This window comes from Streptomyces kunmingensis (assembly GCF_039533535.1).
Taxonomy (GTDB): Bacteria; Actinomycetota; Actinomycetes; order Streptomycetales; family Streptomycetaceae; genus Streptomyces; species Streptomyces kunmingensis.
Window position 1 is genome coordinate 38,370 of sequence record NZ_BAAATS010000030.1, and the last position, 23,568, is coordinate 61,937.

Sequence of the window (23,568 nt, forward strand, 5' to 3'; positions counted from 1 at the left end):
CCGTGGCCGTGATCGCCAGAATCCTCGCCCGGCGGCTCGTGCTGCTCGTGCCACTGCTGCTCGGCATCGTCCTGTTCGTGTTCCTCGTGATGCGCTTCGCCGACATCGACCCGGCGTCCGCGTACTTCCAGGGCGCCAACCCGACCCCGCAGCAGCTGCACGACTTCCGCGAGCGCAACGGACTCCTCGACCCGATGCCGCTGCGCTACCTCCACTTCGTCGGGGATCTCCTCCAGGGCGACATGGGCATCAGCGTGCTGACCCGGCAGCCGGTCGTCGAGCAGATCACCACCGCCCTGCCGCTCACCCTCCAGCTGACCTTCCTCGGCCTCGGCATCGCCGTCGTCGTGTCGCTTGTGCTCGGCATCAGCGCGGCCATCCACCGCGACCGGACCTGGGACCAGATCGTCCGCGTCATCTCGCTGACCGGGGTCGCGGCGCCCGGTTTCTGGCTGGCGCTGCTCATGATCCAGTACCTGGCCGTCGACCTCGGCTGGTTCCCGACCGGCGGATACATCAACCCGGCCGACTCGCTGACCGGCTGGCTGCGGACGATGACGCTGCCCGCGCTCGCCCTGTCGCTGCCGGTCGCCGCGCAGCTCACCCGGATCGTGCGGACGGCCGTCGTGGAGGAGCTCGACAAGGACTACGTGCGCACGGCCGTCGGCAGCGGGCTCCCGCCGGTCGTCGTGGTCGGCCGCAACGTCCTGCGCAACGCCCTGATCAACCCGCTCACGGTGCTCGGGCTGCGCGTGGGCTATCTGCTGGGCGGGGCGGTGGTCGTGGAGACGATCTTCTCGTTGCCCGGGATGGGGAAGCTGATGATCGACGCGGTGAAGAACGGGGATCCTGCTGTGGTGCAGGGGGTGGTGCTCACCACTGCCGTGGGGTTCGTCGTGGTCAACCTGGTGATCGATGTGCTGTATCTGCTGGTGAATCCGCGGCTGCGGGGGGCGGCATGACCCGGTCCACGCCACGGGGCTCCACCCCGCACCCCGCTGCTCGATCGCCGCAGGGGCTCAATAAGCTGCGCCGTCTGCCGGTGCTGTCCCGTGTCTCTCTCGGCGTTCTGACTCTTGTCGTTCTCATGGCCGTGTTTGCGCCGGTGCTTGCGCCGCATGATCCGCTCGAGCAGTTGCCGCAGGTGGACGGGGTCGGGCAGCCGTCCGGCGACCACTGGATGGGGCAGGACAGCCTCGGGCGCGACATTCTCAGCCGGCTCATGTACGGGGCCCGCTGGTCGCTGGCCATCGGGCTCGGGGCGACCCTGCTCGCGCTCGTCGTCGGCGCGGTCCTCGGCGCGGTCGCGGCGACGTCGAGCAAGGCGGCGGACGAGACGGTCATGCGCTGCCTCGACGTCGTCATGGCGTTCCCCGGCATCGCCCTCGCGGCCGTGCTCGTCGCCGTGTTCGGCGGCGGCATCCCGGTGCTGATCTGCGCACTCGCGTTCCTGTTCACCCCGCCGATCGCCCGGGTCGTACGCGCCAACGTCCTGGACCAGTACGGCGAGGACTACGTGACGGCCGAGCGGGTCATCGGAGCCCGCACCCCGCACATCGTGCTCAAGCACGTCGCCATCAACTGCGCCGCCCCCGTCCTCGTCTTCTGCACCGTCCAGGTCGCGGAGGCCATCGTCTTCGAGGCGTCCCTGTCCTTCATCGGCGCGGGCGTGCGGCCCCCGGACCCGTCGTGGGGCAGCGTCATCGCCGACGGCAAGAACATGGTGCTGATCGGCGGCTGGTGGGCGACCGTCTTCCCCGGCCTGCTGATGTTGCTCACCGTGCTGTCCCTGAACGTCCTCAGCGAAGGCGTCTCCGACGCGTGGGCGGCGCCCGCCGCGCGTGACGTGCCGACGGCCGGGGAGCCCGACCGGCTGGAGGCCGCCGCGCCCGGCACGGGCCAGGTCCTCGAACTCCCCGGCCTCCCCGAGGCCGCCGCCCGCCTGCGCTCCCGCGCCCGGCCGCTGCCGGACGACCCGCCCGTCCTCTCCGTACGCGACCTGGCCATCGGCTTCGACGGACGGCACGGCGGGGTCGACATCGTCGACGGCATCAGCTTCGACGTGCGCCCCGGCGAGGTCGTCGGCCTGGTCGGCGAGTCCGGCTGCGGCAAGTCACTGACCGCGCTGACCGTGATGGGCCTGCACCCCGAGGGCGCCCGGATCCGCGGCCACGTCACCTTCGACGGCCGCGAACTGGTCGGCCTGCCGATGGGCACCCGGCGCCGCCTCCTCGGCCACGACATGGCGATGATCTACCAGGACGCGCTCTCGTCCCTCAACCCGGCGATGACCGTACGCGCCCAGCTCAAGCAGGTCGTCCGGCGCGGCGGCCACCGCTCCCCCGCCGCGCTGCTCGAAGTCGTCGGGCTCGACCCGGACCGCACCCTGCGCAGCTATCCGCACGAGCTCTCCGGCGGCCAGCGCCAGCGCGTGCTCATCGCCATGGCGCTCTCCCGCGACCCGAAGCTGATCGTCGCCGACGAGCCGACGACGGCGCTCGACGTGACCGTGCAGGCCCAGGTCATCGAGCTGCTGCTGCGGCTCCGCGCCGAGCTGGGTTTCGCGCTCGTCCTCGTCTCGCACGATCTGGCGCTGGTCGCCGACGTCACGGACCGCGTCGTCGTCATGTACGGCGGCCAGATCGTGGAGACGGGAGTCACGGCCGACCTGGTGGAGGCGCCCCGCCACCACTACACCCGCGGCCTGCTGGGCTCGGTCCTCTCCCTGGAATCGGCGGCGGACCGCCTGACCCAGATCAGAGGCGTCGTCCCGTCCCCCGCCGACTTCCCCCCGGGCTGCCGCTTCGCGGACCGCTGCCCGCTGGCGTCACAGGTGTGCAGGGAGACGGCCCCCGAGCTGACCGGTGGGCTCAAGCACTCGTCAGCGTGCCATCACCCGGTCGCCGCCAGGGGCGCGGGACCGGATCATTCAGCGGCTCCGCCGCGGAGCGCGACCAGCCACGACGCACCCGCGGACGCGGTATCGGCCGCCGTCCCCACGGCGCGCGGCGCCGCCACGACGACCCCGGAGAAGGAGCCGAAATGACCACTTCCCTGGTGGAGTTGGCCGATGTGCACGTAGTGCACAAGGCCCGCTCCGACGGCCTCTTCACCCGCGACCACGTCTACGCCCTCACCGCAGCGAACCTGACCATCGCTCCCGGCGAGACGGTCGGCGTCGTAGGCGAATCCGGCTGCGGCAAATCCACCCTCGCCAAAGTCCTGGTGGGCGTCCAGCGCCCCACCTCCGGAACCGTGACGCACCGCGGCGCGGACCTGTGGACCATGCCTCCCGCCCAGCGCCGCGCAGCGCTCGGCACCGGTATCGGCATGATCTTCCAGGACCCGTCGACGGCCCTGAACCGGCGGCTGACCGTACGCCAGATCGTGCGCGACCCGATGGACGTGCACCGGCGCGGTACCGCCGCTGAACGGCAGGCGCGGGTCACGGAGTTGCTGGGTCTGGTCGGTCTGCCGAAGGCCCTGGCGGACGTACTGCCCGGGCAGCTCTCCGGAGGTCAGCGGCAGCGGGTCGCCATCGCGCGGGCCCTGGCCCTGGAGCCGGACCTCGTGGTGGCCGACGAACCGACGAGCGCCCTCGACGTGTCGGTCCGCGCGCAGATCCTCAACCTCCTCCTCGACCTGAAGGAACGGCTCGGTCTCGCCCTGGTCTTCGTCTCGCACGACATCCAGACGGTGCGCCGGATGAGCGACCGGGTCATCACCATGTACCTGGGCCGCATCGTGGAGGAGACCCCGGCGTCCGACGTCCTCGACCGCTCCCGCCACCCCTACACCCGCGCCCTGTTCTCGGCGACGCCCGGCCTCCTCGACCCCATCGACCCGATCCCGCTGACCGGGCCGGTGCCCTCGGCCACGCGTCCGCCGTCCGGCTGCCCGTTCCGTACGCGGTGCTGGCGGGCGGACGTCACCTGCGCGGCGGCGATGCCGGAGCCCCGGGGAGCCGGTGGCCACGTCTACCGATGCCATCACCCGGTGGACGAGGAGCAGTCCACGCACGACCTGGTCCAGGAGGTGTCCTGAGGGCCGCCGTTCAGGGCGCCCGGAAGGCCGCTTCACCGGCCGGCTGTACGCGGATGCGGCGGTCCGGGAAGTCGAGGTGCCGGTAGATCTCGTTGTGGTGGGCGATCGACCGGTCCGGCGGGACGAAGTCCGACGGGTCGGAGTCCGACGGGTCGGGGCGCACGGATGTCGTGTGCCCGTCCGCCACGAGTACGAGGTCGTAGCCGTGGCTCAGGGCCTGCCGTGCGGTGGTCTTGAGCGCACGGGGCGGTGCGGGCGGGAGGACACGGCCTCACCCTGACCACGGCTAGGGAATGTTGACGGGGGTCACGAGCCCGGACTCGTAGGCCAGGATGACCAGTTGGGCGCGGTCGCGGGCCGCCAGCTTGCCCATGATGCGGCTCACGTGGGTCTTCGCGGTGAGGGGGCTGAGGCCCAGCGTCTCGGCGATCTCCGTGTTGTTGAGGCCGCGGGCGACGAGCGTGAGGACCTGCCGTTCGCGGTCGGAGAGGCCGTTCAGGGCGGCGTCGGCGGTGTCCAGGGGGCCGTGACGGGGGTCCGGGATCTCGGGGGCGCGCAGGACGCGGGCGATGAGGCGGGCGGTCGGGCCCGGCGAGAGCAGGGCGTCGCCTGCGGCCACCGTGCGGATGGCGTCGAGCAGTTCGGCCGGTCTGGTGTCCTTGACGAGGAACCCGGAGGCGCCGGCGCGCAGGGCCTCGACGACGTGCTCGTCGGTGTCGTACGTCGTCAGCATCAGGACCTTCACGCCCGCCAGGTCCTCGTCGGCGGCGAGCAGCCGGGTGGCCTCGATACCGTCGAGACCGGGCATCCGGATGTCCATCACGACGAGATCGGCCCGAGCCGACCGGGCCAACTCCACAGCTTCCCGCCCGGACGCCGCCTGCGCCACGACGGTCATGTCCGCGGCGGACTCGACAAGCATGGCGAAGGCGGCGCGGACCAGTCCCTGGTCATCGGCGAGCAGTACGCGGATCGGGGTCACCGGGTGGCTCCCCGCCTGGGCGCCGCAACGACGTTGCGGGTCACGACCCCGTCGCCGGGTGCGGTCAATTCAAGCCCCTCCGGCGATTGAGGAGCGGGGACCGGGGCGGAGCCCCCGGGGGCGACGGAAGCGCCGGGTGCGGCCAACTCAAGCCCCTCCGGCGATTGAGGAGCGGGGACCGGGGCGGAGCCCCTGGGGGTGACGGGAGCGCCGGGGAGCGGTAGTGACGCCGTGACCACGAACCCGCCCGCCTCCCCGGACCCCACATCCAGGACACCCCCCACGCTACGGACCCGCTCCCGCATCCCGACCAGCCCGAACCCAGGCACCCCCGACGCCACCATCCCGACCCCGTCATCACACACCGACACAACAAGCGCCCCCGCCCCCACCCGCACCCCCACCCGAATGGTGAGGCCCGCCCCACCATGCCGCACCGCATTGGTCAGCGCCTCCTGAACGATCCGGTACGCCGCCGCCCCCACCCCGGCCGGCACAAGCCCCCCGTCGACATCGAGATCGGCCAGGACCGAGGCCCCGGCGGTACGAGCCGCCCGCACCAACTCCGGTATCCCGTCGAGCCCCGGCAAGGCCCCCCGCGCCTCGTCCGGCATCGACCGCAACACCTCCAGCGTGGCCCGCAGCTCCCCGCGAGCGGACCGGCACGTGTCGGCGATGTCGTCGAGCGCCTTGGCGACGGCGGCCCGGTCGAGCCGGTCCGGGTCGGCGTTCAGCACATGAGCGGCGACCGACGTCTGCACGCCGACCAGGGTGATGCTGTGGGCCAGCAGATCGTGCAGGTCACGGGCGACCCGCAACCGCTCCTCGGCGACCCGGCGCCGCGCCTCCTCCTCCCGCGTGCGCTCGGCCCGCTCGGCCCGCTCGACGACCGAGTCGACGTACTGCCGGTGCAGTCGCGCGTACACCCCGAGCAGGACGACCGTGACGATCCAGCCGGAGATCCGCAGGGCCTGCTGTCCCTCGGCCATGTTCTGGCCGAACTTGACGGAGAGCATCAGCCCGATGACGCCGGCCCCGATGATCAGGGAACGCAAGGGGCGGCCGGTCATGGCGACCGTGAACAGGGCCGTCAGGGACACCACTTGCGGCGCGGCATGGTCGAAGTTCAGCGCGTGGTAGGGCCCGACGCAGGCGACGACGCCGAGGAACGAGACCAGCGGAGCCCGCCGCCGCCAGACCGCCGGTACATGCGCGGCCAGCAGCAACACCCATCCCAGCACGGTCAGTTGCCGCCCCTCACCATGGAGGCGGAGCGCCAGGCACACGGCGACGGCCGCCATCGCGGCAGCGAGCACCGCGTCCTGGCGCAGCACCCGGCCGGGGTCCGGCGGGCCGCCGGCCCGGAGCAGACCGCGCGGCAGGAACAGGCGTGTGACGTCCACCGGCACATCCTCCGTCAGGAAGGCGCCCCTCCGGCAGGCAGGGGCGCCTTGAATCGCGATATCAGGGTGTACGGGCGAGCGCGGGTTCGGCGGCCGGCGGCGCGGGCGTCTCGGGCGCGCGGGACAGCGGCCCCGGCCACCACACCTTCCGGCCGAGCGCGAGGCTCGCCGACGTCACCAGGTACGTACGTACGAGGAAGGTGTCCAGGAGTACGCCGACCGCGATGACGAAGCCCAGCTCGACGAGTTGGACCAGCGGCATGTTGGTGAGCACCGCGAACGTGGCGGCCAGGACGAGCCCGGCGGACGCGATGACCGCTCCCGTGGTGCGCAGCGCGGTGAGCGCCGCCGTCCCGGTGTCCGCCCCGCCCAGGACCTCCTCGCGCATCCGGTGCATGAGGAAGATGCCGTAGTCGACGCCGAGGGCGACGAGGAAGACGAAGGAGAGGAGCCCGAGGCCCGGATCCGTACCGTCGAAGCCGAACACCGGGCCGAACACGAGTCCGGCGATGCCGAGGGACGCGCCCCACACGGCGACCACGGCGACGAGCAGCAGCAGCGGTGCGACGAGGCTGCGCAGCAGGGCGACCAGGATCAGCAGTACCGCCGCCAGCACGATGGGGACGACGACGAGCCGGTCGCGGGCGTTGGTGTCCTTCAGGTCGAGCTGTTCGGCGCTGGGCCCGCCCACGTAGGCGCCCCGGCCGTCGAGTCCGTCGCGCAGCGCCTCGATGGTGGCGGTCTCGGCGGCGGACTGCGGGGCGCCCTCGGCGACGACGCTGATCTCGGTCCAGCCGCCGCCGCTGCGCCCGCGCCGGACGTCGGCGACCCCGTCGGTGGACCTGGCCGTCCCGACCGCGTCGTCCGCACGGCCCGTCGGGGCGATGACGGTGATCGGCTGGGTGCCCTTCTCCGGGTAGGCGGCGGCGAGCGTCTTCATCGCGGTGACCGAGTCGGGCGCGGAGGTGAAGGAGTCCTGCTGCTTGAGGGTGCCGGGCAGGGCGAAGGCGCCGAGGGCGAGCGCGCCGAGCAGGACGGCTCCGGCGCCGAGCACGGCGAGCGGCCTGCGCCCGGCCGACGAACCCATGGCGGCGAAGAGGGACCTGCGGGCCTTGGGCCGGGAGCCGAACGCGGGCACGAGCGGCCAGAACACGCGCCGCCCGAGCAGGACGAGCACGGCGGGCAGCAGCGTCAGCATGGCGACGAGCGCGCACAGGACGCCGACGGCGCCGAGCGGGCCCATGCCGCGCGAGGAGTTGAGGTCGGCGGCGAGCAGGCACAGCAGTCCGGCGGCGACGGTCCCCGAGGAGGCGAGCACGGCGGGCCCGCAGCCGCGCAGGGCCGCGCGCATGGCGTCGTGGGGCCGCTCGATCCGCCGCAGCTCCTCCCGGTAGCGGGCGACGATGAGCAGGGCGTAGTCCGTTCCCGCGCCGAACACGAGGATGGTCATGACGCCGGAGCTCTGGCCGCTGACGGTGGTCCCGAAGGTCTGGTTGAGGCCGTACGCGACGCCCATCGAGAGGAAGTCGGCGACGGCGGCGACGGCGAGCGGGACGAGCCACAGGAACGGGCTGCGGTAGATCAGGATCAGCAGCAGGGCGACGACGGCGACGGTCGTGTAGAGCAGGGGCCCGTCGAGTGCTCCGTAGACCTCGGCCGCGTCGGTGGCGAGCGCGCCGGGTCCGCCGACGTCGACGCTCATTCCGGCGCCGGCGTCGGTGCCGGTGTCGTGGGCGAGGTCCCGTACGTCGTTCACGAAGGCGTCGCGGGCCTTCTCGTCCTGGCCGGGCGCGGTGCTGGCGACGGGGTACATGAGGGTGTCGCCATCCTTGGACGGCACGCCTTCCGGTGTCGCTACGAGCTCCAACTCGTTCTCCACGGCTGCTACTTGGCGTTCGGCCGCCTGCCGGTCCGCCGCGCTGAGGCCGCCGTCGCGGTGGTAGACGAGCACCAGCTCCGTGGTCTCCCCGCCGGGGAGGCGGGCCCGGACCTCGGCGACCTGGGTGGAGTCGGCGCCGGAAGGCAGGTAGTCGACGGCCCGGTCGTGCTGTACGTCGCCGAGTTTCCCGGCGAAGGGGCCGGCCAGGGCGAGGACGGCTATCCATAGCGCCAGCAGCGTCCAGGGCAGGGCGGTTCGGCGGCGCCGTGCCGTCTGTGCGGGTGGTCCCCCCATGAGTGGGCCCCTCTTTCGTCACTGAGTTCGTGGGTCCAGACTCCGGGACGTGGAGGGGGTCTTCGTCGGGCTCAGGATCGAGGCGGGGTGTACTGCGCGGGGCGACTTCGGTGTGGCCGTACTCCCCCGGGAGTATGCGGGTGCGGTGGCGGGGCGGGGCTCGGCTCAGGGACACGGGGCTCTGCCCCGGACCCCGCTGCCTCTCGTCCGAGAGGCGGGGCTCATCAGTGCTCAGCTGGGTGTGCGCGCCGCCACCGCGAGCAGGCGGTTCACCTCGTCCGTGCACATGGTCAGCGCGGCGCCCACCGTGCCCAGCGCGTCCCGCTCGGCCGCCGAGTACGGGCCGTCGGCCAGGGCGATCCGTGCGCCCTGGAGCAGGATCGACTCCCGGCCGGCCGGGGCTAGGTGCTGGGCGAGCGGGTCGAGCGCCTCGTGCAGCTCTATGGCGAGCCCGGCGCCGGCCCCGCAGTGCTCGGGCAGCCGCCCGGTGTCCAGGCGCAACGCTTCGACCAGCGCCGCCAGTTGTTCCTCGGAGCAGTCGTCGAACCCGGCCGCCCGCAGGATGCCGACCGCGCACTCCAGCGACGTACGGGAGGAGGAGCCGCCGGCCGAGAGCACCGCGAGGACGACCGTGTGCACGGCGTCGCGGAGCATGCCGGAGAACCGGTGCGTGGTCGGGTGGTCGAGGGCGTCCATGCCGAACCGGTCGGCGCAGGCGGCGCACTGGACGACGGGCCCGGTCTCGCCGCGCGACACCACCGGCACGCCGAGCACGGTGAAGCGGCGGCGGCCCGTGCACCGCTCGTAGTTGCGGTCGCCACCGCAGCCGGGGCAGAAGAACTCGCCGTCGCCCACGGTGGTCCATGCGGTGTGCACGCCCAAGACCCGTGAGATCCCGGTTCGTCGCATACGTCCCCAGATCGGCAGCACGTCGCACACCTCCGTAACGGCGCCGCAACATCGCGGCGTTGGCGTGATGTTAGCCACATTGTCGATGCGGCGTCAGCACCTTGGTCACGCCAAGGTCACGGGAGGCGTGCCCGGTGGCCGAGACATGACGCGGCCCCGCACCCCCTCAAAAGGGGTACGGGGCCGCGAACGTGCAGCTCAGACGGGTCAGCGGGTCGCGCGGTTGACCGCGGAGACGACCGCCTGCAGCGACGCACGTGTCGTATTCGCGTCGATGCCGATCCCCCACAGAACCTTGTCGCCGATGGCGACCTCGATGTACGAGGCGGCGACGGCGGAGGCGCCCTCGCTCATCGTGTGCTCCTGGTAGTCCAGCAGGCGGGCGTCGATGCCGATGCCCTGCAGCGCGTGGAAGAACGCGGAGATCGGACCGTTGCCGGTACCGACCAGAACCTGCTCGACTCCGTCGACCGCGGCCTCGACCGTCAGCGTGTCGACGCCGTCGGTGTCGGTGGTCGTCTGGCCGGCCTTGACCTGGATGCGGCCCCACGGGTTGGTCGGGTTGGGCAGGTACTCGTCCTGGAAGACGTTCCAGATGTCCTTCGGCGTGACCTCGCCGCCCTCGGCGTCCGTCTTCGCCTGGATGACCTTGGAGAACTCGACCTGCATCCGGCGCGGCAGGTCCAGGCTGTGGTCGTTCTTCAGGACGTAGGCGATACCGCCCTTGCCGGACTGCGAGTTGACGCGGATGACGGCCTCGTAGGAGCGGCCGACGTCCTTCGGGTCGATCGGCAGGTACGGGACGGCCCACTCGATGTCGTCGATGGTCTTGCCGGCCTTCGCGGCGCGGATCTCCATCGCCTCGAAGCCCTTCTTGATGGCGTCCTGGTGGGAGCCGGAGAAGGCGGTGTAGACCAGGTCGCCCGCGTAGGGGTGGCGCGGGTGGACCTCCATCTGGGTGCAGTACTCGGCGCTGCGGCGGATCTCGTCGATGTCGGAGAAGTCGATCTGCGGGTCGACGCCCTGCGAGAACAGGTTCATGCCCAGCGTCACCAGGTCGACGTTGCCGGTGCGCTCGCCCTGGCCGAACAGGCAGCCCTCGATGCGGTCGGCACCGGCCATGATCGCCAGCTCGGCGGCGGCGACGGCGGTGCCCCGGTCGTTGTGCGGGTGCACGGACAGGCAGACGTACTCGCGGCGCGTCAGGTTGCGGCTCATCCACTCGAAGCGGTCCGCGTGCGTGGACGGCGTCGACCGCTCGACCGTGGCGGGCAGGTTCAGGATGATCTCGCGGTCCGGGCCCGGCTGCCATTCGTCGCAGACGGCCTCGCAGACCTCCAGGGCGAAGTCCAGCTCGGTGTCGGTGAAAATCTCCGGGCTGTACTGGTAGCCGAAGACCGTCTCGGGGCCCAGCAGCTTCTCCGCGTACTCCATGACCAGGCGCGTGCCGTCCACGGCGATCTGCTTGACCGCGTCCTTGGAGCCGCGGAAGACGACCTCGCGCCAGACCGGCGCCGTCGCGTTGTACAGGTGGACCGTGGCGCGCTTGGCGCCGACCAGGGACTCCACGGTCCGCGCGATCAGCTCCTCGCGGGCCTGCGTCAGTACGGAGATCGTCACGTCGTCCGGGATCGCGTCCGGGTCCTCGATGATCGAGCGTACGAAGTCGAAGTCCGTCTGCCCGGAGCTCGGGAAGCCGACCTCGATCTCCTTGTAGCCCATGCGGACCAGCAGGTCGAACATCTCGCGCTTGCGGGCCGGCGACATGGGGTCGATCAGCGCCTGGTTGCCGTCGCGCAGGTCGGTGGAGAGCCAGCGGGGCGCGGCCGTGATCCGGTTGGCGGGCCAGGTGCGGTCGGGGATGTCCACCTGGTCGTACTGGCCGTACTTGTGGATCGGCATCGACGTGGGGCGCTGGAAGTTCGACATATGCGTGGGGCTCCTCGAGGGGTGGCCGGTAAGGCGGCCGACGGCGCAACGCCAAACTCCGCGGGGAGGGGGTCGGCCTCGACTACAGGCCCTCACCGCGGCAGCTAAGGAGAAGCAACCCGAAACGCATGATGCACAGCACCCTAGCCGAGACGCGCCGGACGGGAAGGCCCGTATCAGTATGCGGGACCAGGGTTCTTTAACGGCCAAGAGGTGATCAATACCTCTATTTCAGCAATCATGGTGGCAGGTAGTGACAGCCGCATGACCCAGTGCCACATTGCAGCGCATGACCGCCAACCCGACGGGGAACCCGAAGGGGTTCGAGCCCGTCTTCTGCACGATCGTGCCGCCCCACCTCCAGGACCGGATCGCCCAGTCCGACGACGCGGCGATCGCCGCCGCCGCCCGCAAGAGCCTGGAGCGCGACGCCTACGAGCGCACCCGCCGCCGGATGACGACCGTGCTCGGCGCGCCCTCCGTGGCCCCGCCGGCCGGCGCCGCGCCCGAGAAGCCGCAGCGCACCGTCTACGACGCCCGGCACCACACGGACCTGCCGGGACGCAAGGTCCGCGGCGAGAGCGACAAGCCCGGCAAGGACGCGACCGTCAACCGTGCGCACGCCGGCCTCGGCGCGACCTTCGAGGTCTTCCTGGAGAAGTTCAGCCGCCATTCGATCGACGGGGAGGGCCTGCCGCTGAACGCGACGGTGCACTACTCCCAGGACTACAACAACGCCTTCTGGAACGGCGAGCAGATGGTGTTCGGCGACGGTGACGGCGAGATCTTCCTCGACTTCACCATCCCCGTCGACGTCATCGGCCACGAGCTGACACACGGCATCACGCAGTACACGGCGAACCTCACGTACTTCGGGCAGCCCGGCGCCCTCAACGAGTCGATCTCGGACGTCTTCGGCTCACTGATCAAGCAGTACACGCTCGGCCAGACCGCCTCCGAGGCCGACTGGCTGATCGGCGCGGGCCTGCTCGCGCCGCGCGTCACCGGCGTCGCCCTGCGCTCCATGAAGGCCCCGGGCACGGCGTACGACGACGACGTGCTCGGCAAGGACCCGCAACCCGCCGACATGGACCACTTCGTACGGACCGGCCGCGACAACGGCGGCGTGCACATCAACTCCGGCATCCCCAACCACGCCTTCTACATCCTCGCCGAGTCGCTGGGCGGGCACGCGTGGGAGCGGGCCGGGCTGATCTGGTACGACACCCTCACCAGCGGCGAACTGAAGCAGGACTGCCTGTTCGCCGACTTCGCCAAGGCGACGGTGAAGGCGTCGCAGGCCCGTTACGGCGCAGGCGAGGAGCACCAGTCGGTCCTCAAGGCATGGGAACAGGTCGGGGTCCCCACCCAGTGACCCCCGCCCAGTGACCGACGGCTCTTTCAGGGGTAGACAGGGACTCATGCGTATTCACGTCTCACGCACGGGCGGGTTCGCCGGCATCGACCGGCACGCGGAGATCGACACGGCGGGGCGCCCGGACGCCCATGAGTGGCACGCCCTGGCCGAGAAGGCGGTGGCCGCGGGCCGGGGCACGCCGCCGATAGGGGTCCCCGACGGGTTCAGCTACACGATCACCGTGGACGGGCGGACCGTGTACTGCGCGGACCCCCGGCTCACGGACGAGCAGCGCAAGCTGATCACGCGGGTCCTCAAGGAAGGGGCGTAACTTCCACCTGCGGTAGGGGCCTTGCCCCTGCCGCACGGTCCCTGCCCCTGCCGCTCGGCTTCCAGTGGGACGTCTCCGCCTCGGTCCGGGACGTGTTCGGCGCCGGGCCGGGCCGGATCAGGGGCGGTTCGACGGCGGCGGTGGCCTGCGACCACGTGGCCCGCTGACGGCCGGCTGCGGGACGCGCTGCGGGCGCAGCGGGGATGACGTAGCCTCCGCGCCCATGACCGCGATCGACGCGCACTCCACCCTTCTGGGCCGCCTGGAGCGGTACTACGACACGGTGCCGCGCGCCGCCGCCCGCGTCGAGGAGTACGGCTCGCTCACGCTCTTCGTCCGCGAGGGGCCGGGCTGGCCCTACTACGCGCGACCCGCGCTGCGTCCCGACGCCCCGCCGCCGAGCGCCGCCGACGTCCGCGAAGTGTGCGCGCGGCTGCGGGAGTTGGGGCTGCCCGAGGCGTTCGAGTGGGTGGCGGAGACCACGCCGGGCATGCGGGCGGCCGTGGAGGCGGCCGGGCTGCGGGTCAGCGCGCATCCGCTGATGGCACGGGACGCGTCCGCGCCCGTACCCGAGCCGCATCCCCGGGTCCGGGTCCTCGGCGCGCAGGACCCGTTCCTCGCCGCGGCGTTGGCGCTGCCCCACGTGGCGTTCGCCCACCCCGGCACCGCGACGGGCCCGGCCGGCGCCGCGGAACTCACCGCGGAGATCACGGCACGGGCCGGGGACGGCAGCGTGCCGCACCACCAGGACCGGATCCGGTCGGGCCGCACGGTCCTCGCGGCGGCCGTCGAGGACGGGGTGGTCCTCTGCTCCGGCATGCACCTGCCGGTCGGCGACGTGACGGAGATCGCCGGCGTCGGCACGTTGCCTGCGGCGCGGCGGCGGGGATTCGGTCTGGCGGTGACCGGAACCCTGGTCACCCACGCGCTGGCCGCCGGCATCTCTACGGTGTTCCTGTCGGCCGGGGACGATGAGGTGGCCCGTATCTATGCGCGCCTGGGTTTCCACCCGGTGGGCACGGCGCTGATAGCCCAGCCGGCGACCGCCTGACCACCGTCGCCCCACGGTCTCCTCCCCGAGCGCACCCCCGCCACAACCAGCCCCTCCGGCGATTGAGGAGCGGGGACCGGGGCAGAGCCCCAGGGCCCAGCACCAACCCCGGCCACCCTTTCGTCCCCGGGCGCGCCCACGTCGTGGCTGAGCGCGCAGTTCCCCGCGCCCCCCGGGGTGGGCTAGAGCGCGCCCGCGTCTCGGGCGACCCAGACAGACGGGTAGAACGGGCGGTAGCCCAGCTCGTGGCGGATCCGGGTGGTCGACAGGACCGCACGCCAGGGATCCGGATCGACCTTGTCGTACAGCTCACCCGGCACCACCAGACCGTTGAGCGCGTAGAGATCGACCGTCGTGACGGGCGCATCGTCGGCGATGTTGTAAACCCCCTGAGCCCCAGGCGCGTACAACAGCCGCCGCAACCCCTGAGCCACATCGGCATGGTGCCCCATGTGCAATCGCTGCGTGGCAGGCCACATCGGCGCCCACCGCATCACGTCCACCAGATGCGGATCCCCGTCGCCGTACACGAAGGGCAGCCGCCCGATCCGGAGATCGTCGAGCCCCTCCATCGCGGCGAGCGCCCGCTCCGCCTCCCACTTCGACTCGGGGTACGCCCCCCACATGGCCCCGCCCGGCACGGTTTCGTCGGACTCCACCAGCGGCCTGCCCCGCCCGGCGCCGTACACGAGCCCGGTGCTGACCTGCACGAACCTCCGCACCCCGGAGGCCACCGCGGCCCGCCCCAGCTCGATCGCCGCGTCCCGGTTGACCGCGCGGGCCTCCTCGTCCGGCACTCCGCGGAACGCCGCCGCGACGTTGACCACCGCGTCCGCCCCGGCCGTCGCCTTGCCGAGCACCTCGGCGTCCCGCAGATCGCCGACCATCACCTGCGCGCCCAGTCCGGCGAACCGCTCACCGCGGGCCGCGTCCCGCACCAGGACCCGGACCTCGTCGCCGGGCGCCGCGCTCTGCAGCAGCCGGGGCACGAACCGCCGCCCGACCTGCCCGGTCGCACCTGTCACCAATGTCAGCATGGCCGCCTCCTCGTCGTCGTAGCCATGCACACCACCGTCGGCGCGACGGCGCCCCGGCGGGAGAGACGCGCTTATCCAGGGAGCGGCGCGCCCTGGATAAGCCGGACGGCCCGGGCGACCCTGAAGAAGTGAACCGTGCCGAACTCGCCGACTTCCTGCGCCGCTCCCGCACCCGCCTGGCCCCTTCCGACGTGGGCCTGACCGCGGGCGCCCGGCGCCGCACGCCCGGCCTGCGGCGCGAGGAGGTGGCGCAGCTCGCCGGGATGTCGGTGGACTACTACACGCGCCTGGAGCAGCGCCGCGGCTCGCACCCCTCGCGCCAGATGCTGACCGCGCTGGCCAGGGCGCTGCGCCTGACGGCGGACGAGCGCGACCACCTGTTCCATCTGGCGGGCGAGGAGCCACCGCGCGCGGGCAGCCCCTCGGCGCACGTACGGCCGGGCCTTCTGCTGATTTTGGACCGGCTGCACGACCTGCCGGCGCAGGTGCTGAGCGACTGGGGCGAGGTGCTCGCGCAGAACACGATGGCGGTGGCCCTGTCGGGCGAGCACACGGGCGAGAACCTGGTCCGCCGCTACTTCACGGACCCGGCCGTGCGCGCGATGATCCCGCCGGAGAACTACGCGACGCACGCCCGCGCGCACGTGGCGCACCTGCGGGCGGTGGTCGCGGCGCGCCCCGACGATCCGGGTCCCGCCGCGCTGGTGGCCGAACTCCGAGGTGTGAGCGCGGAGTTCGAGGAGCTGTGGGCGTCGCACGAGGTGTCCGTGCGCCGGGCGGCGACGAAGCGCTTCCTGCACCCGGTGGTCGGGGTGCTCGACCTGGACTGCGAGGTGCTGCTCAGCGACAGCCACGACCAGCAGCTCGTCGTGCACTCGGCGCGGCCGGGCACGGACACGTACGAGCGCCTCGAACTGCTGCGGGTGATCGGCGTGCAGGACCTCAGCCCCACGAAACGCTAGAAGCCGAGCTTGCGCAGCTGGCGCGGGTCGCGCTGCCAGTCCTTGGCGACCTTCACGTGCAGGTCGAGGTAGACGGGCGTGCCGAGCAGCGCCTCGATCTGCTTGCGGGACTTGATGCCGACGTCCTTGAGGCGCTTGCCCTTCGGGCCGATGATGATGCCCTTCTGGCTGGGCCGCTCGATGTAGACGAAGGCGTGGATGTCGAGGAGCGGCTTGTCGGCGGGCCGGTCCTCGCGCGGCAGCATCTCCTCGACGACGACGGCGATGGAGTGCGGCAGCTCGTCCCGTACGCCTTCGAGCGCGGCCTCGCGGATCAGCTCCGCGACCATGACCTGCTCGGGCTCGTCGGTGAGGTCGCCCTCGGGGTAGAGCGCGGGCCCCTCGGGCAGCAGCGGCACGATGAGGTCGGCGAGCAGGCCGACCTGCTGGTCGCCGACGGCCGACACCGGCACGATCTCTGCCCATTCGAAGCCGAGCTCCTTGCCGAGCTGGTCGATGGCGATGAGCTGCTCGGCGAGGGTCTTGCTGTCGACGAGGTCGGTCTTGGTGACGATGGCGATCTTCGGCGTCTTCTTGATGGACGCGAGTTCCTTGGCGATGAACCGGTCGCCCGGGCCGAGCTTCTCGTTCGCGGGGAGGCAGAACCCGATGACGTCGACCTCGGCCCACGTGGTGCGCACCACGTCGTTCAGCCGCTCGCCGAGCAAGGTGCGCGGCTTGTGGAGTCCGGGGGTGTCCACGAGGATCAGCTGCGCGTCCTCGCGGTGCACGATGCCGCGCACGGTGTGCCGCGTGGTCTGCGGCTGGTCGGCGGTGATGGCCACCTTCTTGCCGACCAGAGCGTTCGTGAGGGTGGACTTGCCCGCGTTGGGACGGCCGACGAAGCAGGCGAAACCGGCGCGATGGGCGGATCCGGCAGCGGGGGTGTGAACGCTCATGGCGCCCATTGTCCCTGATCCGCGAAGCCCGCGAGCACCGTGAGGTCCCGGTAACGGCTCGGCAACACGAAACACGGCGGAAACGCCGGGGTACGGATTCGGAAACCCGGACCGGTGACGCTGGCTCGCATGCCTGCCACGACCCTCCCCCTCGCGGCCCCCTCCCTGGACAGCGGCGACACCGCCTGGCTGCTCGCCGCCACCGCCCTCGTCCTGCTGATGACACCCGGCCTGGCGCTGTTCTACGGCGGCATGGTCCGCTCCAAGAGCGTCCTCAACATGCTCATGATGAGCTTCGTCTCGATCGCGCTCGTGACCGTCGTCTGGCTGGTGGCGGGATACTCGCTCGCCTTCGGCGACGACTCCTTCGCCGGCCTGATCGGCGGCCTGGAGCACGCGGGTATGGCGGGCATCGGACCGCAGTCCCTCACCGGCACGGTCCCCACCTTCCTCTTCACCACGTTCCAGCTGACGTTCGCGATCATCACTGCGGCGCTGATCAGCGGAGCCGTCGCGGACCGCACGAAATTCGCCGCGTGGCTGGTCTTCGTACCCGTGTGGGCGCTGCTCGTATACGTTCCCGTGGCGCACTGGGTCTGGGGCCCCGGCGGCTGGATCGGGCAGCACCTGGGCACCCTGGACTTCGCGGGCGGACTCGTGGTCGAGATCGCGTCCGGCGCGTCGGGCCTGGCCCTGTGTCTGGTGCTCGGCCCGCGGGCGGGCTTCAAGAAGGACGCGATGCGCCCGCACAACCTGCCGATGGTCGTCATGGGCGCGGGCCTGCTCTGGTTCGGCTGGCTCGGCTTCAACGGCGGCTCGGCCCTCGGCGCCAACGGTCTGGCCGCCGCGTCCCTCTTCAACACCCTGATCGCGGGCTGCACGGGCCTGCTGGGCTGGCTGTTCGTGGAGCAGAAGCGCGACGGCCACCCGACGACGTTCGGCGCCGCGTCGGGCGCGGTGGCGGGCCTGGTCGCGATCACCCCGGCCTGCGGCGTCGTGGGCGTCCTGGGCGCGGCGGTGGTTGGCCTGGCGGCCGGTGTCGTCTGCTCGTACGCGGTGGCCTGGAAATTCCGGTTCCACTACGACGACTCGCTCGACGTGGTCGGCGTGCACTTCATCGGCGGCGTCGTGGGAACACTCCTGATCGGCCTCTTCGCCACCTCGACGATGACCGGCTCGGCCACGAAGGAGGGCCTGTTCTACGGAGGCGGGTTCGGCCAGCTCGGGAAGCAGCTCCTGGCGGTGCTGGTCGTGGCGGCGTACACCTTCCTCGTCACATACGGCATCGCCAAGGCCATCCACAGGCTGATGGGCTTCCGGGCGTCGCCCGAGGAGGAGCTGACGGGCCTGGACCAGACGGTGCACGCGGAGAGTGCGTACGATCACGGCGTCCTGGGCGCCACGATCCACCCCGCGTCCGCCCCCGCCGCCCGAAAGGTCGCGCCATGAAGCTGATCACCGCGGTCGTCAAGCCGTACCGCCTCGACGAGGTCAAGACGGCGCTGCAGGAGCTGGGCGTGCTCGGCCTCACGGTGACGGAGGCCAGCGGTTACGGGCGCCAGCGCGGGCACACCGAGGTGTACCGGGGCGCCGAGTACCAGGTCGACCTCGTGCCCAAGGTGCGCATCGAGATCGTCGTGGGGGACGAGGACGCCGAGCCGGCGATGGACGCGATCGTCCGCGCGGCCCGCACGGGCAAGATCGGCGACGGCAAGGTATGGGCCGTCCCGGTGGAGAGCGTGATCCGCGTGCGGACAGGCGAAAGGGGCCCGGACGCGGTCTAGGCGTCCAGGCCCCTCTACGTCACGGGGTCGCTCAGAGGCTCTTGCCGCAGACGGGCCAGGCGTTCTGGCCCTGGGCGGCGAGGACCTTGTCGGCGACGGAGATCTGCTCGGCCTTGGTGGCGAGGTTCGCGGTCGCCGCGTACTTGGTGCCGCCGTACGCGGACCAGGTGGACGGCGTGAACTGCAGGCCGCCGTAGAAGCCGTTGCCGGTGTCGGCCGCCCAGTTGCCGCCGGACTCGCACTGGGCGACGGCGTCCCACGAGGCGGCCGGGGCGGCGGTCGCCGCGGAGGCGGAGCTCGTACCCGCGATCACCATGGCGCCCGCGGCGCCGGCGAGAGCACCGGTGGCGGCGAGACGGCGCAGGCGGGAGGTGCGGGCGGCGTTCGTGGTGGCAGCGGTCTTGCGGGCGGAGGAGAACACGTAGGAAGCCTTCGTTCGGGGACGGGGAGAGCCGCGGCGCTTCCCTTCGCGGGACGCTGTCGGAACGCGATCAGCGCCGGGCAACCGTTCCACCATGACCCACCCGCCCCGGCCCGTCCCAGGGGTCGCAGGCCCCGCCGCAAGGACGTCCGCCCCCTCTTGCGCCCGCCGCCCCGCGGGGCCGAAAGCCCCGGGCCGAAAGTCCCGCGCCCCTGCCCCGCACGGCCCGTACGCCCGTGGCGCGCACCCGCCCGGGCCGGGGCGAAAGCCCCGGCAGGACGCGGATGTGAGGGTCTTCACGTCCCCCGGGCTGCTTACCGGGACTCCGCCGTACGGCTCAGCCGGCCTCGACGGTGGCCCGTACCGCACCGTCGGCGCCCGCGAGGAAGACCGGCGTGCCCGCGCCTCCCAGATCGCGTACGGCGGCCACGTCCTCGTCGGGCAGGCTGTCCGCGCCGGAGACGACGGCCGCCGCCTCCAGGGACTGCGCGCCGGACGCCACGGCCATGGCGACGGCCGTCCGCAGCGCGCTCAGCCGCAGAGAGTCCAGGGCGACGGTGCCCGCGACGTACGTACGCCCGGTCTCGTCGCGTACGGCGGCGCCCTCGGGCACACCGTTGCGGGCCCGCGCGGAGCGGGCCAGGGTGACGATCTTGCGGTCCTCGGGGCCGAGGTCGGTGCTCTCAGTCATGGGGTGAGCATAAGGAGGGCGCCGCGGCCGGACGCTCTCAGGGGCGGTCGAGCCGGAGCCGCTCGGCGCGCGGCAGCCCGGCCACGACCAGGTCGTACGAGTCCTCGACGAGCTCCCGCACCAACGCGCCCGGGAGCCGGCCCACGGTCACGGTGTTCCAGTGCCGCTTGTTCATGTGCCAGCCGGGCACGATGAGGCCGTCGTACTCGTCGCGCAGCCGTACGGCGTCCTCGGGATCGCACTTGAGATTGACGGTCAGCGGCTGCCCGTCCAGAGAGCTGAGCGCGAACATCTTCCCCAGCACCTTGAAGACCGAGGTCTCCGGGTTGAACGGGAACTCCTCCACCGCCGCGTTGAACGACAGGCACAGGGCGCGCAGCTCCTGAGGGGTCACTCCTCCCCCTCCTCCTTCACCGGCGGGACCGGCTCCACGAGCACCGTCACGATCTTGTTCCGGCGCCCGGCGGCGGCCTCGGCGGTCAGCCGCAGCTCCCGGGCGTCGGGCAGAACGACGACCGACGAGGCACCGGCGATGGGAACACGCCCCAGCGCCTTGGCCAGCAGCCCGCCGACGGTCTCCACGTCCTCGTCGTCGTACTCCTCGATGCCGTACAGCTCGCCGAGGTCACCGATGTCGAGCCGCGCGGTGACCCGGAACCGGTCGTCCCCCAGCTCCTCGACGGGCGGCAGCTCACGGTCGTACTCGTCCGTGATCTCGCCGACGATCTCCTCGAGGATGTCCTCGATGGTGACGATGCCGGCGGTGCCGCCGTACTCGTCGATCACGACGGCGACGTGATTGCGAAGCTGCTGCATCTCCCGCAGCAGATCACCGGCGTTCTTGGTGTCCGGCACAAAGGTGGCGGGCCGCATGGCGGTAGACACCAACTCGGCCTCGGAATCCCGATTGATATGGGTCTTCCGAACGAGATCCTTCAAATAAACGATCCCCACCACATCGTCCTCGCTCTCCCCCACCACCGGTATACGGGAGAACCCGGACCTCAGGGCGAGCGTGAGGGCCTGCCGGATGGTCTTGTACCGCTCGATGACGACGAGATCGGTGCGCGGCACCATGACCTCGCGCACCAGGGTGTCTCCCAGCTCGAAGACGGAGTGCACCATGCGGCGCTCCTCGTCCTCGATGAGGGACTCCTTCTCGGCGAGGTCGACCATGGCACGCAGTTCGGCCTCGGAGGCGAACGGCCCACGCCTGAATCCCTTACCGGGCGTGAGCGCATTACCGATGAGAATGAGAAGCGGCGGAATGGGCCCCATGACACGCGCCAACGGCAACAGCACATAAGCGGCCGCGGTAGCCGTGTTCAACGGATGCTGCCGCCCGATGGTCCGGGGCGACACCCCGACCGCCACATACGAGACGAGCACCATCACGCCGATGGCGACGAGCAACGCCTGCCACGTAGCGGCGAACTCCTCGAGGCACGCATACGTCACGAGAGCGGCGGCGGCCATCTCACAGGCGACGCGCACCAGCAGCGCGACATTGAGGTACCGGGTGGGGTCGGCGGCGACCTGGGCGAGTTTGGCGCTGCCGCGCCGCCCGGACCGTACGGCCTCCTCGGCGCGGAAGCTCGATGTGCGGGCGATACCGGCCTCGGCGCACGCGGCGAGCCAGGCGACGACGACCAGGGCGACGGCGCCGGCGATCAGCGAAAGGCTCATGACACGGTCGGCGCCGGGGACGGCCCGCTCAGCCCCTTCTCCGCACGCCAGCCGTCCACGATGGCGGCCTGAAGCCCGAACATCTCGGCCTTCTCGTCCGGCTCCTCGTGGTCGTACCCCAGCAGATGCAGCACTCCATGCACGGTGAGGAGCTGAAGCTCCTCGTCCATGGAGTGCTGCGTGGGCGCGTCCGCACCCTGCTGCGTGGCGACTTCAGGACACAGCACGATGTCGCCGAGCAGCCCCTGCGGCGGCTCCTCGTCGTCCTTCATCGGCGGCCGCAGCTCGTCCATCGGGAAGGACATGACGTCCGTCGGTCCCGGCAGGTCCATCCACTGGACGTGCAACTGCTCCATGGCGTCGGCGTCCACGACGATCACCGAGAGCTCGGAGAGCGGGTGGATGCGCATCCGCGCGAGGGCGTAGCGGGCGATGTCGAGGATCGCCTGCTCATCGACCTCGGTTCCGGACTCGTTGTTGACGTCGATCGACATGGCGCTCTGAAACTACTTTCCTTGGGTCCCTCTGGGGCGGCCCTTGTGGGAGCCGTTCTCCGTACCGTTCTCGGTGTCGTACTTCTCGTACGCGTCGACGATACGGCCGACCAGCTTGTGCCTGACGACATCCTGGGACGAGAGCCGCGAGAAGTGCACGTCGTCGAGCCCCTCCAGGATGTCCTGCACCTGACGCAACCCGCTCTTCGTCCCGTTCGGGAGGTCGACCTGCGTCACGTCACCGGTGATCACGATCTTCGACTCGAACCCGAGCCGGGTGAGGAACATCTTCATCTGCTCGGCGCTGGTGTTCTGCGCCTCGTCGAGAATGATGAAGGCGTCGTTGAGGGTCCGTCCCCGCATGTATGCCAACGGCGCGACCTCGATCGTCCCCGCGGCCATCAGCCGCGGGATCGAGTCCGGGTCGAGCATGTCGTGCAGGGCGTCGTACAGCGGCCGCAGGTACGGGTCGATCTTCTCGTAGAGCGTCCCCGGCAGAAATCCGAGCCGCTCCCCCGCCTCCACGGCGGGCCGGGTCAGGATGATCCGGTTGACCTGCTTGGACTGCAGGGCCTGCACGGCCTTGGCCATGGCCAGATAGGTCTTGCCGGTACCGGCGGGCCCGATCCCGAAGACGATGGTGTGCTTGTCGATGGCGTCGACGTACCGCTTCTGGTTCAGGGTCTTGGGCCGGATGGTGCGCCCGCGCGAGGACAGGATGTTCTGCGTGAGTACCTCGGCGGGGGTCTCCGTCCCGTCACCCTGACCGCTCTGCGTCGCCTTCAGCATGGCGATGGAGCGCTCCACGGCGTCCTCTGTCATCGGGGCCCCTGTCCTCAGCACCAGCATCATCTCGTCGAACAGGCGCTGGACGAGGGCGACTTCCCTCGGCTCCCCGGTCGCACTGATCTCGTTGCCCCGGACATGGATATCGGCCTCCGGGAAGGCCTCCTCGATCACTCGCAGCAGGGCGTCACCGGAGCCGAGCACCTCGACCATGGGGTGCTTGGCCGGCACGGTGAACCGCGCACGTGCCTGTTCCTGCCCTGTGCTGCGGGCGCTGGATGGTGTCTGCGTCATGGGCGGGCTCTGAGGGCCGCATTCTCCTTGTGACAGCCGTTGTCTGTTGCGCTCCAGCGTACGTCGCTCCGCTCGGTACCCCGAAGTGTTTTAGCGCCCTGGGTACACCGGGCCGGCCCGCGCCCGTCCTCGCCCCCTGGTCACGCACCCGGCACTCCCCCTCGCCCCCGGGGCTCTGCCCCGGCCCCCGCTCCTCAATCGCCGGAGGGGCTTGGATGGGGCAGCCGGAGGGGCTTGATTGGGGCGGCCAGCCGCAGGGGCTGGGTCGGCGACAGCCGGAAGGGCTTGGAAGAACG

The 23,568-nt window shown here is 71.4% G+C and carries 21 protein-coding genes and 2 pseudogenes; 9 read left to right on the forward strand and 14 right to left on the reverse strand.

Annotated elements, in window-relative coordinates; translation table 11 throughout:
• The first annotated feature begins 2 nt into the window (after window positions 1-2).
• The 3 genes and pseudogenes from ABD366_RS33585 to ABD366_RS33595 all read left to right on the forward strand — a co-directional run bounded on the left by ABD366_RS33585 (window position 3) and on the right by ABD366_RS33595 (window position 4,044).
• Window positions 3-962, forward strand: coding sequence for an ABC transporter permease (locus tag ABD366_RS33585; RefSeq protein WP_324772254.1), 960 nt, complete (start codon window positions 3-5; stop codon window positions 960-962).
• Window positions 959-2,899: pseudogene (locus ABD366_RS33590) on the forward strand (dipeptide/oligopeptide/nickel ABC transporter permease/ATP-binding protein); the annotation flags it as partial. The gene ABD366_RS33585 and the pseudogene ABD366_RS33590, both read left to right, overlap by 4 nt.
• 143 nt (window positions 2,900-3,042) lie before the next feature.
• Window positions 3,043-4,044 carry an ABC transporter ATP-binding protein gene (locus tag ABD366_RS33595; RefSeq protein WP_324772255.1) on the forward strand — a complete coding sequence of 334 codons (1,002 nt, stop codon included), beginning with the start codon at window positions 3,043-3,045 and terminating at the stop codon, window positions 4,042-4,044.
• 10 nt (window positions 4,045-4,054) lie between these two features.
• Here the strand turns inward: ABD366_RS33595 and ABD366_RS33600 are convergent, their stop codons facing one another.
• The 6 genes from ABD366_RS33600 to leuA form a co-directional block, all read right to left on the reverse strand.
• Window positions 4,055-4,231 (reverse strand): hypothetical protein, encoded by a 177-nt coding sequence (locus tag ABD366_RS33600; protein ID WP_411293809.1) that lies wholly within the window; start codon window positions 4,229-4,231, stop codon window positions 4,055-4,057.
• 99 nt (window positions 4,232-4,330) lie between these two features.
• Window positions 4,331-5,026: a response regulator transcription factor gene (locus ABD366_RS33605; RefSeq protein ID WP_324772256.1), complete on the reverse strand. Its 696-nt coding sequence runs from the start codon at window positions 5,024-5,026 to the stop codon at window positions 4,331-4,333.
• Window positions 5,023-6,429: a histidine kinase gene (locus tag ABD366_RS33610; protein WP_411293810.1), complete on the reverse strand. Its 1,407-nt coding sequence runs from the start codon at window positions 6,427-6,429 to the stop codon at window positions 5,023-5,025. Before ABD366_RS33610 ends, ABD366_RS33605 begins: the two co-directional genes overlap by 4 nt.
• A gap of 61 nt (window positions 6,430-6,490) precedes the next feature.
• Complete coding sequence (locus tag ABD366_RS33615; protein WP_324772257.1) at window positions 6,491-8,602, reverse strand: MMPL family transporter; 2,112 nt, start codon at window positions 8,600-8,602, stop codon at window positions 6,491-6,493.
• Between the two features lie 231 nt (window positions 8,603-8,833).
• A complete protein-coding gene (locus tag ABD366_RS33620) occupies window positions 8,834-9,511 on the reverse strand; it encodes a tellurite resistance TerB family protein (RefSeq protein ID WP_324772275.1) in 678 nt (225 codons plus the stop codon).
• Window positions 9,512-9,718: 207 nt separating this feature from the next.
• On the reverse strand, window positions 9,719-11,440 hold the full coding sequence (gene leuA, locus ABD366_RS33625) for a 2-isopropylmalate synthase (protein WP_324772258.1): 1,722 nt from the start codon (window positions 11,438-11,440) through the stop codon (window positions 9,719-9,721).
• A gap of 289 nt (window positions 11,441-11,729) precedes the next feature.
• Between leuA and ABD366_RS33630 the strand changes: the two genes are divergently transcribed.
• From ABD366_RS33630 to ABD366_RS33640, 3 genes are all read left to right on the forward strand, one after another.
• Entirely contained in the window at window positions 11,730-12,815 is a 1,086-nt protein-coding gene (locus ABD366_RS33630) for a M4 family metallopeptidase (RefSeq protein ID WP_324772259.1), read from the forward strand.
• A gap of 46 nt (window positions 12,816-12,861) precedes the next feature.
• The gene (locus ABD366_RS33635; RefSeq protein WP_324772261.1) at window positions 12,862-13,128 is read left to right on the forward strand and encodes a protealysin inhibitor emfourin; all 267 of its coding nucleotides are present in this window, start codon (window positions 12,862-12,864) and stop codon (window positions 13,126-13,128) included.
• 223 nt (window positions 13,129-13,351) lie between these two features.
• Complete coding sequence (locus ABD366_RS33640; protein ID WP_324772262.1) at window positions 13,352-14,179, forward strand: GNAT family N-acetyltransferase; 828 nt, start codon at window positions 13,352-13,354, stop codon at window positions 14,177-14,179.
• A gap of 182 nt (window positions 14,180-14,361) precedes the next feature.
• On the opposite strand, the gene ABD366_RS33645 is transcribed toward ABD366_RS33640, so the two are convergent.
• The gene (locus tag ABD366_RS33645; protein WP_324772263.1) at window positions 14,362-15,216 is read right to left on the reverse strand and encodes an NAD-dependent epimerase/dehydratase family protein; all 855 of its coding nucleotides are present in this window, start codon (window positions 15,214-15,216) and stop codon (window positions 14,362-14,364) included.
• Between the two features lie 128 nt (window positions 15,217-15,344).
• Here ABD366_RS33645 and ABD366_RS33650 point away from each other — a divergent pair, with 128 nt between their 5' ends.
• A complete protein-coding gene (locus ABD366_RS33650; protein ID WP_324772264.1) occupies window positions 15,345-16,178 on the forward strand; it encodes a helix-turn-helix transcriptional regulator in 834 nt (277 codons plus the stop codon).
• Here the strand turns inward: ABD366_RS33650 and era are convergent.
• Window positions 16,175-17,125 (reverse strand): GTPase Era, encoded by a 951-nt coding sequence (gene era / locus ABD366_RS33655; RefSeq protein ID WP_324772265.1) that lies wholly within the window; start codon window positions 17,123-17,125, stop codon window positions 16,175-16,177. The genes ABD366_RS33650 and era overlap by 4 nt on opposite strands.
• Window positions 17,126-17,245: 120 nt before the next feature.
• On the opposite strand from era, the gene ABD366_RS33660 reads away from it, so the two are divergent.
• A complete protein-coding gene (locus ABD366_RS33660) occupies window positions 17,246-18,565 on the forward strand; it encodes an ammonium transporter (RefSeq protein ID WP_324772266.1) in 1,320 nt (439 codons plus the stop codon).
• Window positions 18,562-18,900 carry a P-II family nitrogen regulator gene (locus tag ABD366_RS33665; RefSeq protein ID WP_324772267.1) on the forward strand — a complete coding sequence of 113 codons (339 nt, stop codon included), beginning with the start codon at window positions 18,562-18,564 and terminating at the stop codon, window positions 18,898-18,900. Before ABD366_RS33660 ends, ABD366_RS33665 begins: the two co-directional genes overlap by 4 nt.
• Before the next feature lie 34 nt (window positions 18,901-18,934).
• Here ABD366_RS33665 and ABD366_RS33670 read toward each other — a convergent pair.
• The 6 genes and pseudogenes from ABD366_RS33670 to ABD366_RS33695 form a co-directional block, all read right to left on the reverse strand.
• Window positions 18,935-19,264: pseudogene (locus ABD366_RS33670) on the reverse strand (transglycosylase family protein); the annotation flags it as partial.
• Window positions 19,265-19,658: 394 nt separating this feature from the next.
• The gene (locus ABD366_RS33675) at window positions 19,659-20,012 is read right to left on the reverse strand and encodes a cytidine deaminase (RefSeq protein WP_324772268.1); all 354 of its coding nucleotides are present in this window, start codon (window positions 20,010-20,012) and stop codon (window positions 19,659-19,661) included.
• A gap of 37 nt (window positions 20,013-20,049) precedes the next feature.
• Complete coding sequence (locus tag ABD366_RS33680) at window positions 20,050-20,406, reverse strand: MmcQ/YjbR family DNA-binding protein (protein WP_324772269.1); 357 nt, start codon at window positions 20,404-20,406, stop codon at window positions 20,050-20,052.
• On the reverse strand, window positions 20,403-21,698 hold the full coding sequence (locus ABD366_RS33685) for a hemolysin family protein (protein ID WP_324772270.1): 1,296 nt from the start codon (window positions 21,696-21,698) through the stop codon (window positions 20,403-20,405). The genes ABD366_RS33680 and ABD366_RS33685 overlap by 4 nt, the downstream gene beginning before the upstream one ends.
• Window positions 21,695-22,192, reverse strand: a complete 498-nt coding sequence (gene ybeY, locus ABD366_RS33690; protein ID WP_324772271.1) for an rRNA maturation RNase YbeY — start codon at window positions 22,190-22,192, stop codon at window positions 21,695-21,697. Before ybeY ends, ABD366_RS33685 begins: the two co-directional genes overlap by 4 nt.
• Window positions 22,193-22,204: 12 nt before the next feature.
• Window positions 22,205-23,272, reverse strand: a complete 1,068-nt coding sequence (locus ABD366_RS33695) for a PhoH family protein (RefSeq protein ID WP_324772272.1) — start codon at window positions 23,270-23,272, stop codon at window positions 22,205-22,207.
• Window positions 23,273-23,568: the final 296 nt, after the last annotated feature.